At 73.6% G+C, this 20,458-nt stretch carries 18 protein-coding genes; 10 read left to right on the top strand and 8 right to left on the bottom strand.

Features of this window, described 5'->3' with window-relative positions; all coding sequences use genetic code 11:
* Positions 1 to 34: 34 nt before the first annotated feature.
* Positions 35 to 2,734, top strand: coding sequence for a DNA polymerase I (gene polA, locus GA0070611_RS13255; RefSeq protein WP_091663509.1), 2,700 nt, complete (start codon positions 35 to 37; stop codon positions 2,732 to 2,734).
* Positions 2,735 to 2,925: 191 nt separating this feature from the next.
* Here the strand turns inward: polA and GA0070611_RS13250 are convergent, their stop codons facing one another.
* The 4 genes from GA0070611_RS13250 to GA0070611_RS13235 all read right to left on the bottom strand — a co-directional run bounded on the left by GA0070611_RS13250 (position 2,926) and on the right by GA0070611_RS13235 (position 4,991).
* Positions 2,926 to 3,270 carry a DUF3140 domain-containing protein gene (locus GA0070611_RS13250; protein WP_091663504.1) on the bottom strand — a complete coding sequence of 115 codons (345 nt, stop codon included), beginning with the start codon at positions 3,268 to 3,270 and terminating at the stop codon, positions 2,926 to 2,928.
* The gene (locus GA0070611_RS13245; protein ID WP_091663499.1) at positions 3,257 to 3,475 is read right to left on the bottom strand and encodes a hypervirulence associated TUDOR domain-containing protein; all 219 of its coding nucleotides are present in this window, start codon (positions 3,473 to 3,475) and stop codon (positions 3,257 to 3,259) included. The genes GA0070611_RS13250 and GA0070611_RS13245 overlap by 14 nt, the downstream gene beginning before the upstream one ends.
* Positions 3,476 to 3,528: 53 nt before the next feature.
* Positions 3,529 to 4,080 carry a Uma2 family endonuclease gene (locus GA0070611_RS13240; RefSeq protein WP_091663495.1) on the bottom strand — a complete coding sequence of 184 codons (552 nt, stop codon included), beginning with the start codon at positions 4,078 to 4,080 and terminating at the stop codon, positions 3,529 to 3,531.
* A gap of 107 nt (positions 4,081 to 4,187) precedes the next feature.
* Positions 4,188 to 4,991: a class I SAM-dependent methyltransferase gene (locus tag GA0070611_RS13235; RefSeq protein ID WP_091663492.1), complete on the bottom strand. Its 804-nt coding sequence runs from the start codon at positions 4,989 to 4,991 to the stop codon at positions 4,188 to 4,190.
* Positions 4,992 to 5,358: 367 nt separating this feature from the next.
* On the opposite strand from GA0070611_RS13235, the gene rpsA reads away from it, so the two are divergent.
* Positions 5,359 to 6,846 carry a 30S ribosomal protein S1 gene (rpsA, locus tag GA0070611_RS13230; RefSeq protein WP_091663489.1) on the top strand — a complete coding sequence of 496 codons (1,488 nt, stop codon included), beginning with the start codon at positions 5,359 to 5,361 and terminating at the stop codon, positions 6,844 to 6,846.
* Between the two features lie 185 nt (positions 6,847 to 7,031).
* A complete protein-coding gene (gene coaE / locus GA0070611_RS13225; RefSeq protein ID WP_091663484.1) occupies positions 7,032 to 8,213 on the top strand; it encodes a dephospho-CoA kinase in 1,182 nt (393 codons plus the stop codon).
* Positions 8,214 to 8,219: 6 nt separating this feature from the next.
* Here the strand turns inward: coaE and GA0070611_RS13220 are convergent, their stop codons facing one another.
* The gene (locus tag GA0070611_RS13220) at positions 8,220 to 9,656 is read right to left on the bottom strand and encodes a hypothetical protein (RefSeq protein WP_091672862.1); all 1,437 of its coding nucleotides are present in this window, start codon (positions 9,654 to 9,656) and stop codon (positions 8,220 to 8,222) included.
* A gap of 609 nt (positions 9,657 to 10,265) precedes the next feature.
* On the opposite strand from GA0070611_RS13220, the gene uvrB reads away from it, so the two are divergent.
* The 4 genes from uvrB (at position 10,266) to GA0070611_RS13200 (ending at position 14,809) form a co-directional block, all read left to right on the top strand.
* Complete coding sequence (gene uvrB, locus GA0070611_RS13215; RefSeq protein ID WP_091672859.1) at positions 10,266 to 12,374, top strand: excinuclease ABC subunit UvrB; 2,109 nt, start codon at positions 10,266 to 10,268, stop codon at positions 12,372 to 12,374.
* A 24-nt stretch (positions 12,375 to 12,398) separates the two neighbouring features.
* The gene (locus tag GA0070611_RS13210; RefSeq protein ID WP_091663480.1) at positions 12,399 to 13,286 is read left to right on the top strand and encodes a helix-turn-helix domain-containing protein; all 888 of its coding nucleotides are present in this window, start codon (positions 12,399 to 12,401) and stop codon (positions 13,284 to 13,286) included.
* 24 nt (positions 13,287 to 13,310) lie between these two features.
* Positions 13,311 to 13,679 carry a VOC family protein gene (locus tag GA0070611_RS13205; RefSeq protein WP_091663475.1) on the top strand — a complete coding sequence of 123 codons (369 nt, stop codon included), beginning with the start codon at positions 13,311 to 13,313 and terminating at the stop codon, positions 13,677 to 13,679.
* Positions 13,680 to 13,840: 161 nt separating this feature from the next.
* Positions 13,841 to 14,809, top strand: a complete 969-nt coding sequence (locus tag GA0070611_RS13200; protein WP_091663470.1) for a helix-turn-helix domain-containing protein — start codon at positions 13,841 to 13,843, stop codon at positions 14,807 to 14,809.
* Positions 14,810 to 14,987: 178 nt separating this feature from the next.
* On the opposite strand, the gene GA0070611_RS13195 is transcribed toward GA0070611_RS13200, so the two are convergent.
* Positions 14,988 to 15,746, bottom strand: coding sequence for an SDR family oxidoreductase (locus GA0070611_RS13195; protein ID WP_197675920.1), 759 nt, complete (start codon positions 15,744 to 15,746; stop codon positions 14,988 to 14,990).
* Positions 15,747 to 15,883: 137 nt separating this feature from the next.
* On the bottom strand, positions 15,884 to 16,177 hold the full coding sequence (locus tag GA0070611_RS13190) for an antibiotic biosynthesis monooxygenase family protein (RefSeq protein ID WP_091663463.1): 294 nt from the start codon (positions 16,175 to 16,177) through the stop codon (positions 15,884 to 15,886).
* 104 nt (positions 16,178 to 16,281) lie between these two features.
* On the opposite strand from GA0070611_RS13190, the gene pnuC reads away from it, so the two are divergent.
* The 3 genes from pnuC to GA0070611_RS13175 all read left to right on the top strand — a co-directional run bounded on the left by pnuC (position 16,282) and on the right by GA0070611_RS13175 (position 19,423).
* Entirely contained in the window at positions 16,282 to 16,935 is a 654-nt protein-coding gene (gene pnuC, locus GA0070611_RS13185) for a nicotinamide riboside transporter PnuC (RefSeq protein ID WP_091663460.1), read from the top strand.
* Positions 16,932 to 18,017 (top strand): AAA family ATPase, encoded by a 1,086-nt coding sequence (locus GA0070611_RS13180; RefSeq protein WP_167604425.1) that lies wholly within the window; start codon positions 16,932 to 16,934, stop codon positions 18,015 to 18,017. Before pnuC ends, GA0070611_RS13180 begins: the two co-directional genes overlap by 4 nt.
* 407 nt (positions 18,018 to 18,424) lie before the next feature.
* Entirely contained in the window at positions 18,425 to 19,423 is a 999-nt protein-coding gene (locus tag GA0070611_RS13175; RefSeq protein ID WP_091663457.1) for a TerC family protein, read from the top strand.
* 61 nt (positions 19,424 to 19,484) lie between these two features.
* On the opposite strand, the gene GA0070611_RS13170 is transcribed toward GA0070611_RS13175, so the two are convergent.
* Positions 19,485 to 20,441, bottom strand: coding sequence for a C40 family peptidase (locus GA0070611_RS13170; RefSeq protein WP_231921443.1), 957 nt, complete (start codon positions 20,439 to 20,441; stop codon positions 19,485 to 19,487).
* Positions 20,442 to 20,458: the final 17 nt, after the last annotated feature.

Genomic DNA, 20,458 nt, shown 5'->3' with positions numbered 1-20,458 from the left:
GGGGTTGTCGGGCCTACGGACTAGAGTCGCTGCCGTGACAGCTACGACGCCGCGCCTGCTCCTCGTCGACGGACACTCCCTGGCATACCGGGCGTTCTTCGCCCTGCCGGTGGAGAACTTCTCCACCACCACGGGGCAGCCGACCAACGCCGTCTACGGCTTCACCTCGATGCTGATCAACGTGCTCCGCGACGAGCAGCCGACCCACATCGTGGTCGCCTTCGACGTCTCCCGCCGCTCCTTCCGCACCGAGAAGTACACCGAGTACAAGGCCGGCCGCAGCGAGACCCCGACCGACTTCAAGGGCCAGGTGAGCCTGGTGAAGGAGGTGCTGGCCGCGCTCCAGATCCCGGTGGTGGAGAAGGAGGGGTACGAGGCCGACGACGTCATCGCCACCCTCGCCTGCCAGGCCCGCGACCAGGGCATGGAGGTGCTGATCAGCACCGGCGACCGGGACGCCTTCCAGCTCATCGGCGACCGGATCACCGTGCTCTACCCGCGCAAGGGCGTCTCCGACCTGGCCCGGATGGATCCGGCGGCGGTCGAGGCGAAGTACGGCGTGGGCCCGCAGCGCTACCGCGACCTGGCCGCCCTGGTCGGCGAGACCAGCGACAACCTCCCCGGCGTCCCCGGCGTCGGCCCGAAGACGGCCGCCAAGTGGATCAACCTGTACGGCGGGGTGGAGGGCGTCATCGCCCGCGCCGACGAGATCAAGGGCAAGGCCGGCGACAGCCTGCGCGAGCGGCTCGCCGACGTGATCCGCAACTACGAGATCAACTGCCTGGTCGCCGACCTGGAGCTGCCGGTCCGCCCGGAGGACGCCCGCTGGCAGGGCTGGGACCGGGAGGCCGTGCACCAGGTCTTCGACACGCTCCAGTTCCGCATCCTGCGCGACCGCCTCTACCAGTACCTGGAGAACGTCGAGCCGGAGGCGGAGGCGGGCTTCGAGCTGGCCGGCGCCGTGCTCACCGAGCCCGGCGCGCTGGCCGGCTGGCTGGAGACGCACGCGCCGGCCGGCACGCCGGTCGGGCTGGCCGTCAAGCTCGACACCGGCCCGAACCGCCGGCACACCGCCTCGGTGACCGGGATGGCGCTGGCCACGTCCGGCGGCGCGGCCGCCTGGTTCGACCCGGCCACCCTGGAGGCGGCCGACGAGACCGCCCTGGCCGGCTGGCTGGCCGACGAGGCGCGGCCCAAGGTGCTGCACGACAGCAAGCCGGCGGTGCTGGCGTTCGCCGCGCACGGCTGGGAGCTGCGCGGCATCGCCCGCGACACCCAGATCGCCGCCTACCTGGCCCGCCCCGACCAGCGCTCCTACGACCTGACCGACCTGGCGCTGCGCTACCTGCACCGCGAGCTGCGGGTCGACACCCCGGAGACCGGTCAGCTCACCCTCGACGGGCTGGGCGACGACGACGAGGCCGAGCAGAACCTGATGCTGCACGCCCGGGCCACCCTCGACCTGGCCGATGCCATCGACGCCGAGCTGTCCCGCGACGGCGAGCAGTCCGCCCGGCTGATGGCCGGCGTGGAGCTGCCGCTGATGCGGGTGCTGGCCGCCATGGAGCGCACCGGCATCGCCGCCGACACCGACTACCTGTCCGAGCTGGAGGCGCACTTCGCGGCCGAGGTGAAGGCCGCCGCGCAGGGCGCGTACGAGGTGGTCGGCCGGGAGTTCAACCTCGGTTCGCCCAAGCAGCTCCAGGAGATCCTCTTCGGTGAGCTGGGCCTGCCGAAGACCAAGAAGATCAAGACCGGCTACACCACCGACGCCGACGCCCTCCAGTGGCTCTACGCGCAGACCGAGCACCCGCTGCTGCACCACCTGCTGCGCCACCGCGACGTCGCCAAGCTCAAGTCGACCGTCGACGGGCTGCTCAAGTCGGTCTCCGACGACGGCCGGATCCACACCACCTTCAACCAGACCGTGGCGGCCACCGGGCGGCTCTCCTCGACCGAGCCCAACCTGCAGAACATCCCGATCCGGACCGAGGAGGGGCGGCGCATCCGGCGCGCGTTCGTGGTCGGCGACGGCTACGAGTGCCTGCTCACCGCCGACTACAGCCAGATCGAGATGCGGATCATGGCGCACCTGTCCTCGGACGAGGCGCTGATCGAGGCGTTCAACTCCGGCCACGACTTCCACGCCGCCACCGCCTCCTCGGTCTTCACCGTCCCCGTCGGCGAGGTCACCGCCGACCAGCGCCGCAAGATCAAGGCGATGAACTACGGCCTGGCGTACGGGCTGAGCGCGTTCGGCCTGTCCCAGCAGCTCGGCATCACCGCCGACGAGGCGCGCGGGCTGATGGAGAACTACTTCGCCGGCTTCGGCGGGGTCCGCGACTACCTCCAGGAGGTGGTGGCCCGGGCCCGGCAGGACGGCTACACCTCCACCATCCTGGGTCGCCGGCGCTACCTGCCCGACCTGGTCAGCGACAACCGCCAGCGCCGCGAGATGGCCGAGCGGATGGCGCTCAACGCCCCCATCCAGGGGTCGGCGGCCGACATCATCAAGGTCGCCATGCTGCACGTCGAGACCGCGCTGCGCGAGGCCGGGCTGCGCTCCCGGATGCTGCTCCAGGTGCACGACGAGCTGGTCTTCGAGGTCGCCCCCGGTGAGCGGGAGGCCCTGGAGACCCTGGTCCGGACGCAGATGGGTGCCGCGTACCCGCTGTCGGTGCCGCTGGAGGTGTCGGTCGGCGAGGGGCGGGACTGGAACAGCGCCGACCACTGATCCTGCTGTTCGCGGTGGGGGTTTCCGGGGGAGCCCACCCCGCTCCGGGCGGTCAGGCTTGATCCCTGCGCGGGGCGGGCTCCCCCGGAAACCCTGACCTGGTCGGGCTTCGTGGGCGGGCTGTCGCCAGGGGATCTGCGGGGTGACCCGGGTCGGTCGAGTGACCCGGGTCGGTGGCTCCCGCCGGCCGGTTACTTGAGGGGGTCGTGGCCCCAGTTCATCAGGGACCAGCGCCAGCGGGTGTCGCGGACGTCGCCGGAGGGGCGCTGGGCCAGGTGGCGGTGCACGTAGCCGACCACCTTGCGCATGTGCTTGTAGTCGGCGGCGCTGAGCTGGTCGCGCTTGCGGCGCAGCAGGTCGACGATCTTGCGGCCCGAGTCGTGGCCGACGGACTCGCCGCCCTTGGTGCCCTCCTTGCGCCAGCCGACGTGCTTGGACTCGTCCGTCTCCAGCCAGTGCGACAGCTCGCCGGGCTTCATGTTCACCGCCTCGGTGAACTCCTGGTACGTCTGCTGCGGGTCCTCAGCGCGACTCACGGCGCAGCACCTCCGGTCGGTGGGCGACGTCCCGGCCCGAGTCGTCGTTGCGGATCCGGTACTGCGGCTCGTCCGGCGAGGCGTTCACCGGGTGTCCGCGTACGTGCGTGCGTTCGGTCAGCTTCTCCCGGACCACCCCGTACGCCCGGCCGCTGTGGCTGGCCCAGGAGACGTGGTCGCCGGTGTGGAACTCCTGCTCGGCCATGCTCCGCGGGTACCCGGCGCGGCCGGGCGGAAACGGTGGGGACCGCGCTACCGCTACGGCGTGATCTCGGCGACCGGGAGCTTGATGTCGAACGGCTCGGTCAGCTCGATCAGCTCGGCGCTGTCGGTGACCAGCTCGTACTGCCGCTCCCCGCCGGGGCCGATCCGGTCGCCGATCCGGTACGCGTAGACGTGCACCGGGTCCTGCTCGATGCGCCAGTAGTGGCGGATGCCGGCGGCCGCGTACTCGCCGGGCTTGGCGAACCGGTCGATCCGGCGGGTGCCGGGCGAGACGATCTCCACGGCGAGGACGACGTCCTCGGGCCGCAGCAGGGAGCGGTCGGCCGGCAGTCCGGCGCGACGCAGCAGCACGTCGGGCTGCCGGCTGGTGTTGAACCCGAGCCCGACCCCGACGGCCTGCGACACCCGCAGATCGGTCGGGACGTGCTGGGAGAGCCACCTGGCGAGCAACAGCGAGATGTCTTGATGGCCCAGGGTGGGGGAGGGCGTCACCTGGATCACTCCGTCGACGAGTTCGACGCGGGGGGCGTCGTCCGGCAGGGTGAGCAGGTCCTCCAGCGTGTAGTCGGCACGCTGCTGCCGCATCGGGTCCGGACACCAGGGGCCAGGTGATGTCGGGATCGGCTCGGCGCTCACCCGGTCAGCGTAACTCCGTCCCTGGTCGCGTGGGTCGCACCGATTGTCCGGCCCGGTCATCGGGCCGGCTTCTCCGCCACGAAGATCGCCGTGCCGGGGAAGAGCCGCCCGCGCAGCGGGCTCCACTGCCCCCAGATCCCCTCGTGCCCGGCCGGCCACTCCGGCTCCACCAGGTCCAGCAGCCGGAACCCGGCCCCGACCAGTTCCCGGATCCGGTCGCCCAGGGTGCGGTGCTGCTCGACGTAGCTGGCCACCCCGTGCTCGTCCTGCTCCACGTAGGGGGAGCGGTCGAAGTACGAGTGCACGGCGGTCAGCCCGCCCTCGCCCGGGTCGTCGAGGAAGATCCAGCGCATCGGGTGGGTGACCGAGAAGACCCAGCGCCCGCCGGGGCGCAGCACCCGGGCCACCTCCCGCATCGCCGCCGCCGAGTCGTCCACGAACGGGATCGCGCCGAACGCGGTGCAGACGGTGTCGAACGCGGCGTCGGCGAAGGGCAGCGCGAGCGCGTCGGCCTGCACCAGCGGCACGCGTACCCCGGTGCGGCCGGCGGCCTCGGCGGCGTGCCGCAGCATGCCGGCGGAGAGGTCCAGCGCGACCGGCCGGGCGCCCTGGGCGGCGAGCCACCGGGCGGCGGCCGCCGCGCCGCAGCCGAGTTCGAGGATCCGCCGGCCGGCGACCTCGCCGAGCAGCCCGGCGTCGGCCTCGCGCAGCCCCTCCGGGCACCAGACGAAGTCCAGGTCGCCCAGGAACGCGCCGTGCTCGGCCTGGTAGTCGTCCGCGTCGGTGTCCCACCACCCACGGTTGGCCCGCCGGATCTCCGCGGCGCCGACCCGCCGCCGGGTCACCCTGTCGTCGTCCACCCGCTCACGCTAGGGCCCGGGTCCCGTGGACCCGACGTCGGCTCACCGCAGGCGCGGTACGGATGTGGCTGGTGTGACGGACGAGACACCTGTCGCCCCTTACCGCGCGAAATCTCCGCTTTCGCAGCTGGCGAGGTCGCGAGGACCCGGGAGGGCTTGCACGCTGTGGTAATGCAGCGGGTAGGCTAGACGATGCGCTCGCGGATCGTGTGCCTCGGCAGGGAGCAGGTGTGCGGTCACCGGAGCCACTAATGATCTTCTCTTGGCGATCGTTCGGTGTGCCCGGCGACGGATCCGCTGGCGCGGACTGAGTCACCGCGACACCCAGCGTCCTGTGACAACCCATCCGACCGGAGCAACCGCCCACATGACGAGCAGCATCGAGGCCACCTCGAGCGCCAACAAGGTCACCCACGACGACCTCGGCTCTGAGGAAGCTTTCCTCGCCGCGATCGACGAGACCATCAAGTACTTCAACGACGGCGACATTGTCGAAGGCACCGTCGTCAAGGTCGATCGGGACGAGGTCCTGCTCGACATCGGCTACAAGACCGAGGGTGTCATTCCCTCTCGGGAGTTGTCGATCAAGCACGACGTGGACCCGGCCGAGGTGGTTTCCGTCGGTGACCACATCGAGGCCCTCGTCCTCCAGAAGGAGGACAAGGAGGGGCGGCTGATCCTCTCGAAGAAGCGGGCGCAGTACGAGCGGGCCTGGGGCACCATCGAGAAGATCAAGGACGAGGACGGCGTCGTCCGCGGCTCGGTCATCGAGGTCGTCAAGGGTGGTCTCATCCTCGACATCGGCCTGCGCGGCTTCCTGCCCGCGTCGCTCGTCGAGATGCGGCGCGTGCGCGACCTGCAGCCGTACGTCGGGCGTGAGCTCGAGGCCAAGATCATCGAGCTGGACAAGAACCGCAACAACGTGGTCCTGTCCCGCCGGGCCTGGCTGGAGCAGACGCAGTCCGAGGTGCGCACCGAGTTCCTCAACAAGCTGCAGAAGGGACAGGTCCGCAAGGGCGTCGTCTCCTCGATCGTCAACTTCGGCGCGTTCGTCGACCTGGGTGGCGTGGACGGCCTGGTGCACGTCTCCGAGCTCTCCTGGAAGCACATCGACCACCCGTCCGAGGTCGTCGAGGTCGGCCAGGAGGTCGAGGTCGAGGTCCTGGACGTCGACCTGGACCGCGAGCGGGTCTCGCTGTCGCTGAAGGCGACCCAGGAGGACCCGTGGCGTCAGTTCGCCCGCACCCACGCGATCCAGCAGATCGTGCCGGGTAAGGTCACCAAGCTGGTGCCGTTCGGCGCCTTCGTCCGGGTGGACGACGGCATCGAGGGCCTGGTCCACATCTCCGAGCTGGCCGAGCGCCACGTGGAGATCCCGGAGCAGGTCGTGCAGGTCGGCTCCGAGGTCATGGTCAAGGTCATCGACATCGACCTGGAGCGCCGCCGGATCTCGCTGTCGCTCAAGCAGGCCAACGAGGGCTTCGTCGAGGGCGAGGAGCACTTCGACCCGACCCTCTACGGCATGGCCGCGACCTACGACGAGCAGGGCAACTACATCTACCCGGAGGGCTTCGACCCGGAGACGGGCGAGTGGCTCGAGGGCTACGACAAGCAGCGGGAGACCTGGGAGAACCAGTACGCCGAGGCCCGTCAGCGCTGGGAGGCCCACACCAAGCAGGTGCAGACCTCCCGCGCCGCCGACGCCGAGGCCGCTGCCAACCCGGCTCCGGCCGTCACCGGCACCACCACCTCGACCTCGTCGGCCCCGAGCCGGCAGGCCGAGGAGCCGGCCGGCACCCTGGCCACCGACGAGGCGCTCGCCGCGCTGCGCGAGAAGCTCGCCGGCGGCAAGTGACGCCCACTCCGACGCGCCGCGGCTGACACCGCGCGGCGCCTCGGAGCGGTAGCTCGACCACGAGGGCCCCGTCCCCGCGATCCGGTTACGCCGGACCGTCGGGGGCGGGGCCCTCGCCTGTCCCGTACCTCCCACCCGACCCGGCCGGGTTTGGCAGCCGGGTGCCGATCGGGTTGACTGTCCGGGTGCTGAAGGTGGGGTTGACCGGTGGGATCGGGTCCGGCAAGAGCGCGGTGGCGAACCGCCTGACCGCGCTCGGCGCGGTGCTCGTCGACTCCGACCGGATCGCCCGCGAGGTGGTCGCCCCGGGCAGCGAGGGGCTGGCCGAGATCGTGGCCGCCTTCTCCGACCGGGTGCTCGACGCGCACGGCGCGCTCGACCGGGCTGCCCTGGGCGCGTTGGTCTTCGGCGACGAGACCGCCCGCCGCCGGCTGGAGGCGATCACCCACCCCCGGGTCCGCGCCCGGGCCGCCGAGCTGGTCGCCGCCGCGCCCGCGGACGCTGTCGTGGTCAACGACGTGCCGCTGCTGGTGGAGGTGGGGCTCGCGCCGACGTACCACCTGGTGGTGGTGGTGCAGACGGCGGTGGCCACCCGGTTGGCGCGGTTGAGCCGCGACCGGGGCATGGACCGGGCGGAGGCCGAGCGGCGGATCGCCGCGCAGGCCGACGACGACCGCCGACGGGCCGCCGCCGACGTGCTGCTGGGCAACGACGGCACCCTCGACGAGTTGCACGCGGCGGTGGACGCGCTGTGGCGGGACCGCCTGCTGCCCTACGAACGCAATGTCCGTGAGCAGCGGGTGGCCCGGCCACCCGAGCAGGTGGTGCTCACCGAGCCGGACCCGACCTGGCCCGAGCAGTACGCCCGGCTGGCCGCCCGGATCCGGCACGCCGCCGGGGCGGACCTGCGCGTCGACCACATCGGCTCGACCGCGGTGCCCGGTCTGGCCGCGAAGGACGTCATCGACCTCCAGCTCACCGTCGGGTCGCTGGCGGAGGCCGACGGCCCGCTCGCCGACCGGCTCGCCGAGGCGGGCTTTCCCCGGCTGCCCGGCGAATGGTGGGACAACCCGCGTCCGGCCGGCAGCGAGCGGTGGGAGAAGCGGTTGCACGGCAGCGCCGATCCGGGCCGACCGGTGCACCTGCACCTGCGGGTCGCCGGCTCGCCCGGCTGGCGGTATGCGCTGCTGATGCGCGACCACCTGCGCGCCGACCCGGCCCAGCGGGCCGTCTACCTCCAGGTGAAGCGGGAACTGGCGGCCACCGCGCCGGACAGCGCCGGCTACGCCACCCTCAAGGACCCGTGGTTCGACGAGGAGCACCTGCGGGCCGAGGAGTGGGCGGCGCAGACCGGCTGGCGGCCCTGACCCCGGTCAGCGGCGCTTCTTCGCCGGCGGGGCGGCGCCGGGCAGCGGCGGCACCTCGCCGGGGGTGAGGTCGAGCTGGGCCCACACCCCGGCATCGGTGCGCAGTTCCAGCCGGCGCAGCAGGCCGCCCCGGTCGATCCAGTAGCGCAGTGCCGAGCGGCCGGCGCGTACCTCGACGACGTCGACCGTGCGCTCGGCCACCCGGTCCGTCCGCAGCCGGACCGCCGACCGGGCCGGTGGCGCCGCCACGGCCGCGCGGAGGCCGGCGCCCAGCAGCCGCTCCAGGTCGTCGGCGGGGGGCCGGTCGACGGACCAGGTCGTGCCGGGCGGGACCGGCCACGGCGGCGCGGCCGGTGGGTCGGCCGGCGGCCCCGCCGGGCTCCCGGCGCGGGCGACCCGTCCGGCCCGGACGCGGAGCAGCGTGCGACGCTCCGGGGCGTCCGCCGCGACGACCGCCAGGTACGCGGTGGACGACGTCCAGCTGAGCCAGCCGGTGGCGCGCAGGTTGGCGTCCGGGCCGAGCGGAGCGGTCATGGTCAGCCGTGCGCCGCCGACCGTCCGCAGCCGGGCCGGCAGCCGGACCAGCCGGTCCACCTCGGCGGCGGCGAGCGGACGGGGCAGGCCCGGTGACCCGCCCAGCGCGGCCACCCGGCGCAGGGTGGGCCGGTCGCTGCGCACCAGGTCCACGGTGACCGGCCGGCCGTCGGGCAGCCGGGCCTCCAGCCGGTGCAGCCGGGCGTCGTCGTCGAGCCAGAGCCGGGCGGTGCGGGCGGGACCGGCCGGCAGCGGCGTCTCCAGGATGTCGACGTCCGTGCCGTCGGTGCTGTCCCGTCCCCGCCAGCGGGCCTCGGCGAAGACCAGGTCGGTACGGTCGGCGCCCAGGGCCAGCAGCAGGTCCCGGACCACCGTCAGCCCGGCCGCCGGGGGCGGCTGCCGCAGCTGCCATTGGTCGGCCGGCGGCACCAGCGGCGGCGGCCCCGGCGTGGGTGTGCTGCCCGGCGCGGGTCGGAGCAGGACCGTCGACGCGGTGGCCTGGACCAGCCCCCGCTCGGTGCCCGCGCCGGGCCCGCCCACGTCCAGGTAGACCAGCGGTCGCGCCCAGTCGACCCAGCCGACCAGTTCGGTGCGGGTCCGGTCGGGGCCGATCCGGACGCGTACTCCGGCCCGTACGTCGCGCTGGTTGGTGACCCGCATCGCGGCGAGCCGCTCGACCTCACCCGAGGCGAGGCGGCGGGCCGGATCCGTGGGCGCGGGTGACCAGCTGAGCAGCCCGGCGACCAGCGCCGCCGCCGAGGCCGCCGCGGTCGCACCGAGGGCGACGAGCAGGGCGCGCCGCCGTCGGGGCTGCTCCGGGGGATCGGTGCTGCCGTCCAGGTCGGGCCCCTCCGGCCGGCCCGGGCTCGATGGCGGCCCGTCGGGTGCCGGGTCGGTGCGCGGGGTCACGGTCGGCGTCGGCGGGCGGGCCGTGCCGGGCCGACCCCGCCGGTGCCCCCGACCGGGCTCACGCACGCCCCGGCCGGACTCGCGCGCCCCGCGGGCCGGCTCAGGAGCCTTCCGGCCGGACTCGGGTGCCACCCGACCGGGCGCGGGGCCGGCGGTGTCGGGGCCGGGCGGGGCGGCGGGTCGGGCGTCGGGCGCGGTCCGCCGGTCGGTGGGGCCGGTGCCGGTCGGACGCGGACCGGCCGCCGGTGGGGCGGGGCGGGGCGCGCCGGTGGCACGGGACGGCGGGCGGGGCCCGGGGGAGGTCTCCACGAGTGGAGAACGCGGTGACCGGGATCGGGTGACGAGCAGGGGCGCTCGCGGCGGCCGGTCTGCGCCTGTGGCGCGACCACGTCCGGTGCGCACGCCGGTCGTCCCGGGTGCTGCGACCATCGGTGCCGGGGGCGGCCGGGCCCCGAAGGGCGGCCAACCGGCCCGGACGGCCGCCGCGAGCGGCCTACGGTACGAGGGTAGCCGCGACGCCTGGGGCAGACAATGGGAATATCGAAGCCGATCAGGGACCCTCCGTGCTCGGCCCGGGAAGTGTCGGACCGGCGGCGTACCGTGGAGGTCATGGCGCTCGACATTCCCCGGCTCGACGGCCGTTTCCAGGTCGTCAGCGAGTTCCAGCCGGCCGGTGACCAGCCTGCGGCGATCGACGAGCTGGAGCGGCGCGTGCGCCGCGGCGACCGGGACACCGTGCTGCTCGGCGCGACCGGCACGGGCAAGAGCGCCACCACGGCGTGGCTGGTCGAGCGGTTGCAGCGGCCCACCCTGGTGCTCGCGCCCAACAAGACCCTCGCCGCCCAGCTGGCCAAGGAGTTCGGCGAGCTGCTCCCGCACAACGCGGTGGAGTACTTCGTCTCCTACTACGACTACTACCAGCCCGAGGCGTACATTCCGCAGACCGACACCTACATCGAGAAGGACTCCTCGATCAACGAGGAGGTGGAGCGGCTGCGCCATTCGGCGACGATGTCGCTGCTCACCCGCCGCGATGTGATCGTGGTGGCGACCGTCTCGGCGATCTACGGGCTGGGCACCCCGGAGGAGTACCTGGAACGGGCGGTGCGGGTCGCCGCCGGTCAGGAGCTCGACCGCGACCAGCTGCTGCGCCGCCTGGTCGACATTCAGTACACCCGCAACGACATGGCCTTCCAGCGCGGCACCTTCCGGGTCCGGGGCGACACCCTGGAGATCATCCCGGCGTACGAGGAGCTGGCGATCCGCATCGAGCTCTTCGGCGACGAGGTGGAGAAGCTCTACTACCTCAACCCGCTCACGGGTGACGTGGTGCGCGAGGTCGACCAGCTGGTGATCTTCCCGGCGACGCACTACGCGGCCGGCCCGGAGCGGATGGAACGGGCGATCCGCGACATCGAGACCGAGCTGGCCGAGCGGCTGGCCGAGCTGGAGCGGCAGGGCAAGCTGCTGGAGGCGCAGCGGCTGCGGATGCGCACCACCTACGACATCGAGATGATGCGGCAGGTCGGCTTCTGCTCCGGCATCGAGAACTACTCCATGCACATGGACGGCCGGCTGCCGGGCAGCCCGCCGCACTGCCTGCTCGACTACTTCCCCGACGACTTCCTCACCGTGATCGACGAGTCGCACGTGACGATCCCGCAGATCGGCGGCATGTACGAGGGCGACGCGTCGCGCAAGCGGATGCTGATCGATCACGGCTTCCGGCTGCCCAGCGCCGCCGACAACCGGCCGCTGCGGTTCGACGAGTTCCTGGAGCGGGTGGGCCAGATGGTCTTCCTCTCCGCCACCCCGGGTCCCTGGGAGCTGGAGCGGGCGCAGGGCGAGTTCGTCGAGCAGGTGATCCGCCCCACCGGCCTGATCGACCCGGAGGTCGTGATCAAGCCCACCAAGGGGCAGATCGACGACCTGATGCACGAGATCAAGCTGCGTACCGAGCGGGACGAGCGGGTGCTGGTCACCACGCTGACCAAGAAGATGGCCGAGGACCTCTCCGACTACCTGCTGGAGAACGGCATCCGGGTGCGCTACCTGCACTCGGAGGTCGACACGCTGCGCCGGGTGGAGCTGCTGAGCGAGCTGCGCAAGGGCGACTACGACGTGCTGGTCGGCATCAACCTGCTCCGCGAGGGTCTCGACCTGCCCGAGGTGTCGCTGGTGGCCATCCTCGACGCCGACAAGGAGGGTTTCCTGCGCAGCGGCCGGTCGTTGATCCAGACCATCGGCCGGGCCGCCCGGAACGTCTCCGGCCAGGTGCACATGTACGCCGACAAGATCACCCCGTCGATGGCGTCCGCGATCGACGAGACCAACCGGCGGCGGGCCAAGCAGATCGCGCACAACGAGGCGCACGGGATCAGCCCCGAGCCGCTGCGCAAGAAGATCCACGACATCCTCGACGACATCTACCGCGAGGCGGAGGACACCGAGAACGCCCGGGTCGGCGGGGCCGCCCGGCAGCTCTCCCGGGGCAAGGCGCCGGTCAAGGAGACCCGCAGCCGGGGCCGGGGCGGCGCGGCCACCCCGTCCCGGGAGGGGATGGCCCGGGCCGACCTGGCCAACCTCATCCAGGAGCTCAACGACCAGATGCTCGCCGCCGCGCGGGAGCTGCAGTTCGAGCTGGCCGCCCGGATCCGGGACGAGGTCGCCGACCTCAAGAAGGAACTGCGTGGGATGGACGCCGCCGGCGTGAAGTGAGCCGGCCGGGAGGCGGAGGACGGCATGCTGACCGAGGCGCACGTCGGCCGGCCCGACCCCCGGCTGCGCCCGTACGTCGAGGGCTACCTGGGCTACCGCGAGCGCGTCGCACAGCCGCTGGTGCGCCACGAGGTGGCCGGCGCGTTCGTGGTGCTGATCCTCGGCTGGGGCGCCCCGCTCGACGTCACGGACCGGCGGGCCGCCGACCGGGGGGTGTCCGGGGCGAACGCGTTCCTGGCCGGGCCGTTCGACGCGTACTGCACCACCCGCACGGTCGGGGAGGGCACCGGGGTGCAGCTCATGCTGACTCCACCGGCCGCCCGTCGGCTGCTCGGGCTGCCCCTCGGTGAGCTGGCCAACCGGGTCCTCGGCGTCGACCGGGTCGACGACGGGCTGGTCCGGCTCCGCGACGAGCTCGCCGAGCTGCCCGACTGGCCGGCGCGCTTCCGGCACCTCGACGCGGCGCTGCTGCGCCGGCTCGCGGTCACCCGCCCGGTGGACCGGCGGCTGCTGCACGCCTGGCGGCTGCTCGACGGCAGCGGCGGGACGGTCGAGGTGGGCGGGCTGGCCGACCAGGTCGGGTGGAGCCGGCGGCACCTGACGGCGGTGTTCCGGCGCGAGTTCGGCCTGCCGCCGAAGACCGTCGCCCGGCTGGTGCGTTTCCAGCGCGCGTACGCGACCCTCGACCGGGTGCCGACCGCGGCGTCCGGCGGGTCGGCGGCGCCGGGCGACGGTGCGGTTCCCGGCCGGCCCGCCCGGGGTGGGGCCGCCGCCGGTCCGGGCTGGGCGGAGCTGGCGGCCCGGCTCGGCTACTACGACCAGTCGCACCTGATCCGGGAGTTCCGGGAGTACGCCGGGCGGACCCCGGCGGCGCTGCGCCGGCCCGGGTCACATTCGTCCAATCCCGGCTGACCGGGCGGGCGGCAGACTCGGGGCATGCGAAGCATCTATCCGGTCCTGCGCTATCCCGACGCCCACGCCGCCATCGAGTTCCTCACGGCCGCGTTCGACCTCACCGTCCACGAGGTGCACGACGCGCCCGACGGCACGGTGGCACACGCCCAGCTCGGCTACGGCGACGACCTCGTCATGCTGGCCACCGGCTCGGCCCCGGCGACCCGGCCGGCCGACGACGACTACCGCGTCTACGTCGCGGTGGACGACGTCGACCGGCACCACGAACGCGCCCGGGCGGCCGGCGCCGAGATCGTCCGGGCGCCCTTCGACACCGACTACGGTTCGCGCGACTACGCGGCCCGCGACCCGGCCGGCCTGGTCTGGGCGTTCGGCACGTACCGACCCTGACCGGGTGGCCGGCTTCCGGGTGCCGGGGCGGCACGGGGTGCCCCGGCCACCCGGGACGGGCGACGGGCGGGGGAGTGCCGCGCACCGAGTTCGGTCGCGGTGTGCAAGCAAGGTATTGCCGTGAGTGACGGTCGTGCGTACGCTCCCGTGGGGAGGCTCGCATGCCGTTGTCAGCAAGTCCGGTCGTCCGACGGGTGCGTCTCGGCGCGGAGCTGCGCCGGCTGCGCCATCGGGAGTCGCTCACCCTGGAGCAGGTCTGTACCCGGCTCGGCTGGGCGTCCACCTCGAAGCTGTCCCGCATCGAGCTGGGCCAGAGCCGGCCCGACCTGGCCGACGTGCTCGACCTGCTCGACGTCTACGAGGTGCCGCCCGACCGGCGCACCGAGCTGATCGTGATCGCCCGCGACGCGGCCACCGGCCGTGGCTGGTCCAAGACACTCGGCGAGATGGGCGAGCGGCAGCGGGCGTACGCGGAGCTGGAGGCGGGGGCCGCTCGCATCGTCGAGTACCAGCCGGCCGTCGTGCCCGGGCTGCTGCAGACCCCGGCGTACGCCCGGCTGCGGCTCACCGCCGGGGCGCTGTTCAGTGACGGGGTGGACGTCGAGGGCGACCTGCGCGGCCGGGCCCTGCGGCAGGAGGTGCTGCGCCGGCCGGACCCGCCCGACTACACCGTCCTGTTGGACGAGCGGGTCTGCGACGCCGCCGGGGTCCCCGCCGACGTCTGGCGGGAGCAGCTGCGGCAGCTGACCGTGCTCGCCGAGCAGCCGCACGTCACCGTCCGGCTGCTCGCCCGCGACGCCGCCCCGCGTGGCGGGGTCCACCCGCTCACCGCCTTCTCCTACTACGCGTTCCCGGATCCGGCGGACCCCCGAACCGTGCTCGTGGAGACCCTGACCACCGATCTGCGGCTGGTCACCGATGCCGACATCGCCCGGTACGAGCGCCTCATCGACTGGCTGCTGGCGGCGGCCCGGCCGGCGGAGCAGACCCGCGAGATGCTCGCCGGGCGGCTCGGCGCGGGGCCGGGGCTCCCGCTGCGCGCCGTCGGCACGGCGGGTCCGGTGCCCCGGCCCCGCGCGCCGGACGGGGCGGAGGTCCTGGACCGGCCCCGCGCGCCGCACGAGGCGTAGCGGCCGGAACGACCGCGCGCCGTACGAGGCGGAGCGTCCGGCCCGGCTGGCCGGGTCGCGCGAGGCCGGGTTCGCCTACCGGGCCTGGGCGCCGGGTCCGTCCGCCACCCACCGGCTCCGGCGTTCCCCGCCGGCGCCGACCCCCGGGGGCGATGGGCCCGGCTGCCGGGCGGAGTCGTCACCGGTACCGGTTGAAGCCGCCCTCGGAGTCGATCACCTGACCGGTGATCCACGCGCCGTCGTCGGAGCAGAGGAAGCGGACCAGCCGGGCGGCGTCCTCCGGGGTGCCCCAGCGGCCACCGGGGAAGAGCCGCGCCACTGCGGCCAGCCGCTCCGGATCGGCGTACCCGGTGTCGGTGGGTCCCGGCTGCACGCAGTTGACGGTGATGCCGCGCGGCATCAGCAGCGGGGCGAGCTGAAAGGTCAGGTTCTCGACGCCGGCCTTGCTGACCGCGTACGCGAGCTCGCCCGGCATCGGGCCGAGCCGCTGGCCGCTGGAGAAGAGCACCAGCCGGCCGCCGTCCCCGCTCGGGTGGGCGGCCGCGAACGCCTCGGCGAGCAGCAGCGTGGCCCGGACGTTCACCAGCAGGTGCCGGTCGATCTCGGCGGCGTCGAGGCTGCCCAGCGGGGTGTGGGTGGAGTAGGCGTGCGCCGCCACCACCGCGTCGATCCGCCCGTGCCGGCGGACCGTCTCGGTCACCAGCCCGGCGGGCGCGGCCGGATCGAGCAGGTCGACCGGCAGGTAGGGGACGTCACCGCCCAGCTCCGCCCGCAGCGCGGGCACCCCCTCCGGGTCGCCGCCGTAGGGCTGGGCCTCGTCGAAGGCCGGCAGGCCGGTGAGCACCATCCGCCATCCCTCCGCCGCGAGCGCGCGGGCGATCGCCGCGCCGATACCGATCCGCCGGCTCACGCCGGTCACCAGGGCGACCTTCTCCATGAGCGGCAGTCAACCCGGGCCACCCGGCGGCCCGCAACGGCATTGTCCGCGCGCGGCCACCGGGCCCGGCGCCCCCGATGCCCGTCGGGACCGGCGGCCGGCGCGTCGAGGGCAACCTATGCCAGGGGTACGACAGCTCAGGCCGGCACGTCGACGAAGTGCTCGACCAGCGGCGGCCCGGCGAAGTGCGGACCGATCAGCGCCCGCCACCGGGCGAAGCGTTCGGTCTGGCGGAAGTTCACGTCGTGCGCCTCCACCGAGTCCCACTCGACCAGCAGCACGAACCGCGACGGCGACTCCACGCCCCGGGTCATCCGTACCGAACGGCACCCCTCGGCGCTCGTGATGATCGGGTACGCCTGCGCGTACGCGGCGGCGAAGTCGTCCTCGTGCCCGGGAGTTACGTCGATCAGCGCGACCTCAAGAACCATGTCCGTAGCCTCGCACGTCGGCCGCCGGTGCGGGCCACCCGGGGGCTGTTCCGTCCCACCGCGTCCCTCTAGGGTGAGCGCGCACGGACACGGGGAGGACTCACATGCTCGACTGGCTCACCGCCACGGCGTTCACCGTCGCGGGCACCGGCACCACCTGGGCGGAGCTGCTCGGGTTCGCCACCGGCGTGGTCAACGTCTGGTTGGTGGCCCGGCAGCACATCGCCAACTGGCCGATCGGCATCGCCAACGTGCTGCTGCTCATGCTGCTCTTCTGGACCGCCGGGCTCTACGCCGACGCGGGCCTGCAGGTGCTCTACGTCCTGCTCGGGCTCTACGGCTGGTGGGCCTGGCGCTACGGCGGCGAGCGGCGCAGCCGGCTGACCGTCCGGCGCACCGGCGCCCGGGAGTGGTGGGCCCTCGGGGTGGCCGGTGTGCTGATCACCGGCGGGTTGTGGGCCCTGCTGGACCGGGCCACCGACTCCACCGTCCCGCTGGCGGACGCGGTCACCACCGCGCTGTCCCTGCTGGCCACCTACGGCCAGACCCGCAAGCTGGTGGAGAGCTGGTGGCTCTGGATCATCGCCGACCTGATCTACATCCCGCTCTACGCGTACAAGGGGCTGTGGCTGACCGGCGGCCTCTACCTGATCTTCCTGGCCCTCTGCGTGGTCGGGCTGCTCCAGTGGCGCGCGGACCTGCGCCGGCGGTCGACGGCCACCCCGGTGCCACCCGGCCCGGCCCCGGTCGCCGCGTGAGCGACCTCGGCCCCGACGGACGGACACCGGAGTTCCGGCACGGCCTGGTGGTCGGGAAGTTCTATCCGCCGCACGCCGGGCACCACGCGCTGATCTCGGCCGCGGCGGCCCGCTGCGCCGCCGTCACCGTGGTGGTCGCTCCGTCCCGCCGGGAGTCGATCCCGCTCCCGGAGCGGCTCGGCTGGCTGCGCGAGGCGCACGCCGACACCCCGTGGGTCCGGTTCGTCGGCCGCTACGACGACCATCCGGTCGACTACGCCGATCCGGCGGTCTGGGACCTGCACTGCGCGGTGTTCCGCGACGCCGTCGGCGGCGAGCCGGTGGACGCGGTCTTCTCCTCCGAGGCGTACGGCGCGGAACTGGCCCGCCGCTTCGACGCGGCGGCGGTCTGCGTGGACCCGGACCGGCGGCTGGTCCCGGTCTCCGGCACGGCGGTGCGGGCCGACCCGGCGGCGTACTGGGACCGGCTGAGTCCGCCGGTCCGGGCCTGGCTGGTCCGGCGGGTCGTGGTGGTCGGCGCGGAGTCCACCGGCACCACCACGATGGCCCGGGCGCTCGCCGCCCACTACGGCACCGCCTGGGTCCCCGAGTACGGCCGGGAGCTGACCGCCCGCAAGCTGGCCGAGCTGCGCCGGCACCGGCCGGCGGCCACCGTCTTCGACGTGACCTGGGACCGGGCCGACTTCGCCGAGGTGGTACGGGAGCAGCAGGCGGCCGAGGACGCGGCGGCCCGTACCTCCGGTCCGTTGCTCTTCTGCGACACCGACGCCCGCGCCACCGCGATCTGGGAGGAGCGCTACCTCGGCTCGTCCTCGCCCGAGGTCCGGGCGGCGGCCCGACGGCCGGCCCTGTACCTGCTGACCACGCACGATCAGGTGCCCTTCGCCGACGACGGACTGCGCGACGGCGAGCACCTGCGGGCCTGGATGACCGGGCGGTTCCGGGCGGCACTGGCCGGCTGCGGGGTGCCGGTGGTGGAGCTGCACGGGCCGCACGAGGCCCGACTGGCCACCGCGGTCGCGGCCTGCGACGCCCTGCTCGCGGCCGGCTGGGCGTTCGCCGACCCGGTCCTGCCCGCCTGACCGCTCACCGTGCTCCCGGGCCGGCCCCCCGCGGTGGCGCCGGCGACCGGAGTGTCGGTCAGCCCCACCAGCACACCTAGCCTCCTAGGAAGCCATAGCGGTGGAGACACGGCGCACGCGGAGAAAGTGACTTCCTCGTCAATCACGTCGCCTGGAGATGCGCCGACCGGGTGCGATGGTGAACAATGGCGGCCGAGGAGGGGAGTATTCCCCCGCGACGGAGTCGTCAGCACGGAAGAGCCCCCACCCCCTGGTGGCCCGACCCGGCTCCGTCGGTCAGTGGTCCGGCACCTCGGATCACCTGGCGGAAGAGACCTCCGACAGTCACCAGAGTCAGCGTCGACGCACCCCGGCCCTTCACCCGGCGTACGGTGTGCCCGACGCTGTGTGTCTGCCGGAGGATGGAATTGAACGTGTCCGGATACGTGTGGGCCGGGACCCTCGTCGTCATGATCGCGGTCCTGCTCGCCGACCTCTTCATCATCGGTCGCCGCCCGCACGAGCCCAGCGTCCGTGAGTCGAGCCTCTGGGTCGGCTTCTACGTGGGGCTGGCCCTGCTCTTCGGCGCGGGCCTCTGGCTCACCGCCGGGGCGAGTGTGGCCGGCCAGTTCTACACCGGGTGGCTCACCGAGTACAGCCTCTCGGTGGACAACCTCTTCGTCTTCGTGATCATCATGGCCCGGTTCGGGGTGCCCCGGCGTTACCAGCAGAAGGTGCTGCTCATCGGCATCCTGCTGGCGCTGGTCATGCGGGGTGGCTTCATCGCCGCCGGCGCGGCGCTGATCTCCCAGTTCTCCTGGGTGTTCTACATCTTCGGGGCGTTCCTGATCTACACCGCGATCAACCTGGCCCGTCAGGGTGAGCCGGACGAGGACGAGTTCAGCGAGAACCTGCTGATCCGGTGGAGCCGCAAGGCGCTGCCGCTGTCCCGGGACTTCGACGGCGCGCGGATGACCACGCACGAGAACGGCCGGCGGCTGTTCACCCCGATGCTGATCGTGATGATCGCCATCGGGACCACCGACCTGATCTTCGCGCTCGACTCGATCCCGGCGATCTTCGGCATCACCCAGGAGCCGTACCTGGTCTTCACCGCGAACGTCTTCGCGCTGATGGGCCTGCGGCAGCTCTACTTCCTGCTCGGCGGGCTGCTCGACCGGCTGATCTACCTCAGCTACGGCCTGGCCGTGGTGCTCGGCTTCATCGGCGTCAAGCTGGTGCTGGAGGCCCTGGCCGACAACAACCTGCCGTTCATCAACGGCGGCGAGCACGTGGCCTGGGCCCCGCACATCCCGATCTGGCTCTCGCTCACCGTCATCCTGGGCACCCTGGCGATCGCCACCGCGGCGAGCCTGCTGAAGTCGTCCCGGGACCGTCGCCGCGAGCTGGCCGACGCCCGACGCTGACCGCCGCCCACGCGCAAGGGGCGCTCCCGCGATCGGGAGCGCCCCTTCGTCGCGTACGGGGTCAGACGCGGTGGACGCCGACCAGGGTGGCGAGCCGGTCCTCGGGGAGCTGCTCCTCCAGCACCCGGCGCTGCCGGTAGCAGGCGTGCAGCATCCGCCGCCGGTCGCCGTGCGGCTCGGCGGTGACGATGCCGACGTGGTGGATGCGCCGGCCGGGCCGGGCGAAGAAGTAGAGGTCGCCGGGGCGCTCGTCGTCCAGCGGCAGCGGGGTGGTCGCCTCCGCCTGGTCGTCGGCGTCGCGGGGGAGGGTCACCCCGTACCGCCGCCAGGCCAGGTGCACCAGGCCGGAGCAGTCGATGCCGTGGCTGGAGAGGCCACCCCAGATGTACGGGAGGTCGCGCAGCCGGTCGGCGACCGCGAGCACCTCCTTGGCCTCGGGGCGCTCGGCGGGCAGCGGGACCAGGTCGCCCTCGGGGGCCCAGAGCGGGTCGGGGTGACCGGGCGCCCGCACCGGACGCCACCCGTCGACGGGCCGGCCGGCGGGGGTGAGCCGGGTGCCGAGGACGACGTCGGCGAGGGCGGCCGGCCCGTCCGGCGCGACGCGCAGGGTGGTCCGCAGGGCGTCCACGACCAGCGGGGCGGCGGTGCTCCGGGTGATGTCCACGGCCGCCGTGGTCGCGCCCGGGGGCGGGCCGGTCAGCTGGGCGGTGGGCAGCCAGCCCGGGTAGCCGCGGCAGTCGAGCTTGGCGGCGGGCTGGCCGAGGGCCACCACCCGCGCCCAGCCGTCGGGACGCAGCTCGGTGACGAGCACCCGCTCGCCGAGCAGCAGCTGGCTCAGGACACAGTCGCCGACCTGCTGGTCACGGTCCAGGCCGGCGACCCAGGCGGCCGTGTCGGCGGTGTCGGTCAGGGCGGGACCGTCGACCGGCCGGACCGCCTCGGGAGCGGTCCAGAGGGTCGCCACCGGGACCCGGACGACGGCCTCGCGGCCGGGTTGCAGTTCCACGTCCACCCCCATCTCGGGCACTCTGCGCC

The sequence above is a fragment of the Micromonospora auratinigra genome, from assembly GCF_900089595.1.
Classification (GTDB): Bacteria; Actinomycetota; Actinomycetes; order Mycobacteriales; family Micromonosporaceae; genus Micromonospora; species Micromonospora auratinigra.
This window is presented reverse-complemented; position numbering and strand designations above follow the sequence as displayed.